This window comes from Sporosarcina sp. ZBG7A, assembly GCF_000813425.1.
In the GTDB taxonomy this organism is placed as follows: Bacteria; Bacillota; Bacilli; order Bacillales_A; family Planococcaceae; genus Sporosarcina.
Genome location: NZ_JWIB01000027.1, coordinates 95,700 through 102,965 on the forward strand (window position 1 = coordinate 95,700; position 7,266 = coordinate 102,965).

At 44.9% G+C, this 7,266-nt stretch carries 6 protein-coding genes; 5 read left to right on the forward strand and 1 reads right to left on the reverse strand.

All coding sequences use genetic code 11. The features are described from left to right. Positions 1-23: 23 nt before the first annotated feature. Positions 24-1,565, reverse strand: a complete 1,542-nt coding sequence (gene adh, locus RL70_RS10505) for an aldehyde dehydrogenase (protein WP_039043347.1) — start codon at positions 1,563-1,565, stop codon at positions 24-26. Between the two features lie 294 nt (positions 1,566-1,859). Between adh and RL70_RS10510 the strand changes: the two genes are divergently transcribed. The 5 genes from RL70_RS10510 (at position 1,860) to RL70_RS10530 (ending at position 7,253) form a co-directional block, all read left to right on the forward strand. Next, positions 1,860-3,017: a S1C family serine protease gene (locus RL70_RS10510; protein ID WP_052245903.1), complete on the forward strand. Its 1,158-nt coding sequence runs from the start codon at positions 1,860-1,862 to the stop codon at positions 3,015-3,017. A gap of 120 nt (positions 3,018-3,137) precedes the next feature. Next, positions 3,138-3,833: a response regulator transcription factor gene (locus RL70_RS10515; RefSeq protein WP_039043348.1), complete on the forward strand. Its 696-nt coding sequence runs from the start codon at positions 3,138-3,140 to the stop codon at positions 3,831-3,833. Further along, positions 3,830-5,242 carry a cell wall metabolism sensor histidine kinase WalK gene (locus RL70_RS10520; RefSeq protein WP_039043349.1) on the forward strand — a complete coding sequence of 471 codons (1,413 nt, stop codon included), beginning with the start codon at positions 3,830-3,832 and terminating at the stop codon, positions 5,240-5,242. Before RL70_RS10515 ends, RL70_RS10520 begins: the two co-directional genes overlap by 4 nt. A 134-nt stretch (positions 5,243-5,376) precedes the next feature. Further along, on the forward strand, positions 5,377-6,807 hold the full coding sequence (locus RL70_RS10525; protein WP_039043350.1) for a SulP family inorganic anion transporter: 1,431 nt from the start codon (positions 5,377-5,379) through the stop codon (positions 6,805-6,807). Between the two features lie 26 nt (positions 6,808-6,833). Beyond that, positions 6,834-7,253: a universal stress protein gene (locus tag RL70_RS10530; RefSeq protein WP_039043351.1), complete on the forward strand. Its 420-nt coding sequence runs from the start codon at positions 6,834-6,836 to the stop codon at positions 7,251-7,253. Positions 7,254-7,266 lie beyond the last annotated feature (13 nt).

Sequence of the window (7,266 nt, forward strand, 5' to 3'; positions counted from 1 at the left end):
TGCTACTCACCTCTCTATTTTGCTTAAAAGAATCCTTGCTTTTGTTCACTGTAGCTAACGAGCATATTTTTCGTCTGTTGGTAATGCTCGAGCATCATCAAGTGGTTTTCACGACCGATACCGGATGCTTTATAACCACCGAACGCAGAGTGCGCAGGGTAAGCATGGTAGCAATTCGTCCACACGCGACCTGCTTCGATACCACGTCCGAAACGGTACGCTGTATTCATATCACGTGTCCATACGCCTGAACCGAGTCCATATAATGTGTCGTTAGCGATTTCGAGTGCTTCTTCTTTTGTCTTGAACGTCGTAACTGCAACAACCGGCCCAAAGATTTCTTCTTGGAAGATGCGCATCTTATTGTGACCTTTAAAGACAGTCGGCTTCACGTAATAGCCTTCCGCCAACTCGCCTTCCAGCTTGTTTTGCTCACCACCTGCTAGACACTCAGCGCCTTCCTGCTTTCCGATGTCTAGGTACGACAAAATCTTCTCAAGTTGTTCCGTAGAAGCTTGTGCCCCCATCATGACTGTCGGATCGAGAGGATTCCCAACTTTGATGGCTTCTACGCGAGCCAACGCTTTCTCCATGAATTCATCGTAAATTGACTCTTGGATAAGTGCGCGAGAAGGGCATGTACATACTTCACCCTGATTCAATGCAAACATGACAAACCCTTCTACCGCTTTGTCCAGGAAGTCGTCGTCTTCTGCCATTACATCTTCAAAGAAGATATTCGGTGACTTGCCTCCGAGTTCTAGTGTGGCTGGAATAAGGTTTTGAGAAGCATACTGCATGATCATTCGACCTGTCGTCGTCTCTCCAGTAAACGCGATTTTTCCAATTCGTGGATTGGATGCGAGAGGCTTTCCTGCTTCAAGACCGAATCCGTTCACGACGTTCAATACGCCTGCTGGCAATAAGTCTTCAATCAATTCAACAAGTACAAGAATCGATGCCGGAGTTTGCTCTGCCGGCTTGAGGATCACACAATTCCCCGCAGCGAGTGCAGGAGCAAGTTTCCAAACCGCCATCAGAATCGGGAAGTTCCAAGGAATAATTTGCCCAACGACTCCTATTGGCTCATGGAAATGATAGGCAACCGTATCATTATCAATCTGGCTGACGCCACCTTCTTGAGCACGGATTGCAGATGCGAAATAACGGAAATGATCAATTGCTAACGGTAAGTCCGCATTTAGCGTTTCCCGAATTGCTTTCCCGTTCTCCCATGTTTCTGCTACCGCAAGCATCTCTAGATTTTCTTCAATCCGTTCTGCAATCTTCAAAAGAATGTTAGAGCGTTCAGTTACCGACGTCGTCCCCCATGCATCCTTTGCAGCATGTGCTGCATCTAGAGCTAGTTCAATATCCTCCGCAGTGGAGCGTGCTACTTGTGTAAACACCTTTCCTGTTACAGGAGTCGGGTTGTCAAAGTATTCTCCATTGACAGGGGCTGTCCATTTACCATTTATGAAATTATCGTATCGTTCCTTGAAATTCACCTTTGCGCCTTCTGTGTTCGGGTTTGCGTAAACTAGATTTTCAATTTGTTGTACCATTTCCATTCCTCCCATTTCTGCAAGTTTTGTAGAAAATCGGTGCATGTACATTGCACACATGAACACTCTATGTCGGGTTGTCCTCGAGCATGAATGATGTATGCGCTTTCATTTGAAAATAAAAAAATTTCCATCTCACTATAACTATATCTGACTAGTTAGATTATTACAATTTTATTCTACTATAGAATTAAGTCTACTACGATTAATAACTTGTTAACGTTTCGGTAATAATTTGTTCATAAGTTCGATTTACACTTACTTTATCAACAATAGATAAAGGAGCGATGGACAATGAATTCATCAAAAAGTAAATGGTTATTATCCACAGTAGGCGCAGGAGTGCTTGGCTCAGCATTAACACTGGGGGCAGTCGCAAATACAGACATTCTGAAGCAGGACAGCAGTCTTCAAGCAGCTACACAACCTGAAACGTCTACTCCCTACAACGTGCAAAACACCGGCGCTCAATCTCAAAAATCTCTATCTGATATGGTAGCAGATGCCTCTAAAGCGATTGTTGGAATCGATAATTATCAGTCCGCTGGCAATCGGTTTGCAGGTACATCCGAATCTCAAAATGTTGGAACGGGTTCAGGGGTCGTCTTCAAAACGGAAGGATCAGATGCATATATCATTACAAATAATCATGTGATTGCGGATGCGACCAAAATCGGGATCACAACAGCAAGCGGTGAAGAAACTGAAGCTGTCCTTGTCGGTACTGACCCTCTCACGGATTTAGCAGTTATTAAGATGGATAAAAAATATGCAGAAGGCACATTATCATTCGGTGATTCTTCGAAACTTCGTGCAGGTGACGCGGTTATTGCAATCGGGAATCCACTCGGGCTCGACTTTTCAGGTACCGTTACTCAAGGGATTGTAAGTGCGCCGACTCGTTCTATCGACGTCGACACATCCGCTGGAAAGTGGGAAATGAATGTCATTCAGACAGATGCAGCCATTAACCCTGGTAACAGTGGTGGTGCGCTAGTAAACGGATCCGGTGAATTGATCGGGATTAACAGCTTGAAAATCGCTCAAAACGGAGTCGAAGGATTAGGCTTCGCCATCCCGAGCAATGATGTAAAGCCACTTGCTGAAAAACTAATGAAGGACGGCAAAATCACACGTCCATATATCGGAATTGGTCTCGTCGACCTTGCAGAAGTTCCAGAAATGTATGTACAGAATATCCCAGACAGTGTGAAAGGTGGAGTCATGGTCGGTAGTGTGGACCCTAATTCGCCCGCTGGAAAAGCAGGATTCAAAGAACAAGATGTCATTACTAAAGTGAATGGACAAGTAATCGATTCTTCAACCTCTTTACGCAAAATTCTCTACACAGATCTAAAAGTTGGAGACCAAGCGAAATTCACCATCTATCGAGAAGGCAAACAACAAGTTGTGAACGCGACACTTTCGAGTAATGCCGATGTCGAGAAGTAAGTTGTAGAACAGCTGTCCAGTACCTACTAGTTGGGTTCTGGGCAGCTTTTTCGTATTGGACAAATGAGTTGCATGAATAGGAATTTCCCGATAGCTTTAAAGCAAAGGAGGCGAACTTCGTTGAAGATTCTTGTCATTGAAGATAATGAAAGTGTGTCGCAGATGATTGGCTTGTTTTTTGAAAAGGAAGGCATTGATGGCGAGTTCGTCTTGGACGGAAAAGTGGGATTAGAACGAGCCCAACAAGATTCGTGGGACTGCCTCATCATCGACTGGATGCTTCCTTCAATGGATGGCGTGACGATTTGTAGAACCCTTCGAAAAGCAGGTAACGACGTCCCAATCATTATGCTCACCGCAAAAGATGGCGAGTCCGATCAGGTGCTCGGTTTGGAAATGGGAGCAGACGATTATGTAACGAAACCATTCAGCCCGCTTGCTTTAATGGCACGCATTAAAGCCGTAACGCGCAGACGACCTACAAAAGAGAAGGAAACGAATCCCATGCTTGAAACGGTTCATTTCCGTGTGGATGAAAACGCCCGTGAGGTGTTCGCAGATGGTGTCGCTATCGAAAACCTAACACCAAAAGAATATGACTTACTCGTCTTTTTCATCCAACATCCAAAACAGGTTTTCTCACGGGACCAGCTGCTTGACCGTGTCTGGGGATTCGATTTTTACGGAGATGACCGGACGGTGGATGTTCATATTAAACGGCTACGAACGAAAATTTCAGGAATCGGAACGGCAGTGCTCCATACCGTTTGGGGAGTCGGCTATAAATTTGACGAATCGGAAGAGGCATCCTCATGAAAGTGAACTACTTTACTCAACAGTTAGTCAGCCATGTGAGTGTAATTGTTGCCGCAGTCCTTCTAGTCGGGTTGCTGTTTTCCCATTTCTTCGAGCAATATGTGTACGATACGAAAACTGACGAGCTCACACAATATGGACGTGCCCTTCTAACAGATATCGATCGCAGTCCGAAGCCTTCCCAACAAACTCTTCAATCCTTTGGTCAGGTGCTGAATAGCAGGGACATCGAGTATAGTTTGTTCGATGAAGACTCGAAAATTATCTACTCGACCGGGCTTAAAACTCCACTAATTGAACTTAATGAAACAGAGTGGGCGCAGCTTCAAAGTGGAAAAACTGTTACGGTACGCCAAGAGCAACGTCGTTTTGATCAGGCCGTCACTTTTGTGTTGCTCCCTTACTTCCAAGGACCTCAGTTTGTCGGGGGTGTTTTACTCACCTCCCCTATTGAAGGGCCTCGAGCCATCATTTCACAGATGAATCGTTATTTGTTCTACGCCGCCCTCGCTGCATTAGCGGTTGCTGTCATCCTAAGTGGATTGCTGTCCATCTATCACGGACGACGTATTAAGCGACTTCGTTTAGCTACTGCGGCGGTCTCTACAGGTGACTATACCATCCGGATTCCTGAAAGCGGACGGGATGAAATCGACGCACTGGCTACCGATTTCAATACGATGGTGAGTGACCTGTATACTTCCCATGAAGAAATTGAGAATCTAGAAAATCGTAGACGCCAGTTCATGGCAGATGTCTCCCACGAACTCCGAACGCCGCTAACGACAATCCGTGGAACGATTGAAGGGTTGCGGAGTGATCTGATTTCTGAAAATGAAAAAGACAAAGCGCTGCAACTTGCAAGTGGAGAAACAAAACGGTTGTTACGCCTCGTTAACGAAAATCTTGACTATGAAAAAATCAGATCGAACCAAATTACATTGATCAGGCAACCAATTCTGGTTTTGGAATTATTCGAAGTGATTCGTGAGCAGTTGGAACCGGCAGCTGAACAACGTGGGACAACAATCGAAGTGCAAGCACCTGAAACATTGACCGTCTTCGCCGATTACGATCGTCTCACTCAAATCTTGTTGAACATTACAAAGAATAGTATCCAGTTCACGGAGAAAGGAGAAATTTCGATATTAGCGAAAACAGATAGTCATCACGTCATTTTAGAAATTCAAGATACCGGCATCGGAATGGATTCGGATGAAGTCGAAAAGATTTGGAGCCGTTTTTATAAAGCGATTGACTCACGGACATCCAATCCATACGGAGAATTCGGCCTTGGTCTTTCCATTGTGCGCCAACTCGTAACGCTACACGGAGGAACTATTGACGTCACAAGCAGGAAAGGACACGGATCGTTATTTACAATTCGCCTTCCCAAAGAACCTATATAGTTCTGCAATGAGTTATTTAGGTTGTTTAAACATATTCTGCAACAGCCATTTATTGTCGTGACTCCCCGTGATAGACTATAGAGATGCAGTACACCGTAACGAATCTGCAACTTTTTATAAGGGAGTCCACAATAATGGCATCATACTTAAAACAGCATTGGTTCTCGAATGTTCGAGCCGACGTCCTCGCGGGCATTGTCGTAGCCCTTGCGCTAATTCCTGAAGCCATCGCTTTTTCAATCATCGCAGGCGTTGACCCGATGGTTGGTCTATATGCTTCCTTCATCATCGCTGTCGTGATTTCATTTACAGGCGGACGCCCAGGAATGATTTCCGCAGCAACCGGCTCAATGGCTTTGCTCATGACCCCACTCATTCGTGAGTATGGGCTTGATTATTTACTTGCTGCGACAATTCTTACCGGGGTTATCCAAGTGATTTTCGGGATTTTCAAAGTTGCGAAGCTGATGAAGTACATACCAAATGCAGTCATGATTGGATTTGTGAATGCCTTGGCAATTCTCATTTTCATGGCGCAAGTTCCTCACTTTTTAGGAATCTCAACGATGACATATGTTTTCGTAGCAGTGACGTTGCTCATTGTTTATATTTTACCAAGATTTTTCACAGCGATTCCTGCCCCCCTTATCGCTATTGTCGCACTTAGTATCGTCGCGATTTACTCAGGGGCCGACTTACGAACTGTTGGAGACCTCGGTGCGATTACAAAATCGTTACCGAACTTTCTAATCCCAGACGTACCATTTACGTTTGAAACCTTGATGATCATATTACCTTATTCCGTTGCATTGGCGATTGTCGGCCTGCTTGAAACATTGCTCACTGCAACGATCGTAGACGACATGACCGCAACAGACAGTGAAAAGAATAGGGAATCCCGCGGGCAAGGAATTGCCAATGTCATTAATGGCTTTTTTGGAGGTATGGCTGGTTGCGCAATGATCGGTCAGTCCGTTATTAACGTTAAATCCGGAGGTAGAACACGACTGTCCACATTTGTAGCAGGTGCGTTCCTCATGTTTCTGATTATCGTTCTGGGTGACTTGGTGGTTCAAATCCCGATGCCTGTTCTTGTGGGGATTATGATTATGGTTTCAATCGGGACATTTGACTGGAGTTCGTTCTCCTATATTCGAAAAGCGCCTAAATCGGATGTGCTCGTTATGCTGACAACCGTTATTATTGTTGTCGCAACGAATGATTTGTCTAAGGGTGTTATTGCAGGAGTCGTGTTGAGTGCCGTTCTCTTCGTTGCTAAAATCTCTAAGATACATGTAGAGCGCATTGTTGAGGATGACTCCATTCGCTACGCTGTGAAAGGTCAATTATTCTTTGCATCCGTTGAGAAGTTCCATGAAGCATTTAGTGGAGATGAAGCGGCTAGTCGGATCATCCTGGATTTCACAGATTCCCAAGTATGGGATGATTCCGCAGTTGTTGCCGTCACAAAAGTAACTGAATCCTATCGTAGTTGTGGTGTGAATGTAACGATTATCGGATTAGGGGAATCCAGCAGGCGTCTGCTCAATGAGCTTATGACCTGACTCTATTGATAAATGAGGTGGCAACGATGTATCAGAAAATCATGCTCGCTGCAGATGGATCTGATAACTCCATTCGTGCAGCTAGAGAAGCTGCACGGCTTGCTAACTGTTCGGATGACTCTACGATTACCATTGTGTTCGTCGCGGATTTTGACAAAGCAAAAGAATCCGTATTGCACGCAAAGAGTAAGGATTCGCTAGAACTGACACGTAAAAAGCAACTCAAACCAATCGAACTGGTCTTGCGGGAATACGATGTGCCTTACGAAGTCCAAATCCTCCATGGAGATCCAGCGCCTGTGCTAATCGACTATGCGCATACAGAGTTGTTTGACCTCGTCATCATTGGTAGTCGCGGGCTCAATTCTTTCCAGGAAATGATTCTTGGCAGTGTCAGTCACAAAGTGATGAAGCGTCTTAGTTGTCCAGTATTACTCGTAAAATAACAAAACCGTCACC

Bases quoted from the DNA above. Each gene is read 5' to 3' on its own strand.
- adh (WP_039043347.1), bottom strand. From the start codon at position 1,565: ATGGTACAACAAATTGAAAATCTAGTTTACGCAAACCCGAACACAGAA.
- RL70_RS10510 (WP_052245903.1), top strand. From the start codon at position 1,860: ATGAATTCATCAAAAAGTAAATGGTTATTATCCACAGTAGGCGCAGGA.
- RL70_RS10520 (WP_039043349.1), top strand. From the start codon at position 3,830: ATGAAAGTGAACTACTTTACTCAACAGTTAGTCAGCCATGTGAGTGTA.
- RL70_RS10525 (WP_039043350.1), top strand. From the start codon at position 5,377: ATGGCATCATACTTAAAACAGCATTGGTTCTCGAATGTTCGAGCCGAC.
- RL70_RS10530 (WP_039043351.1), top strand. From the start codon at position 6,834: ATGTATCAGAAAATCATGCTCGCTGCAGATGGATCTGATAACTCCATT.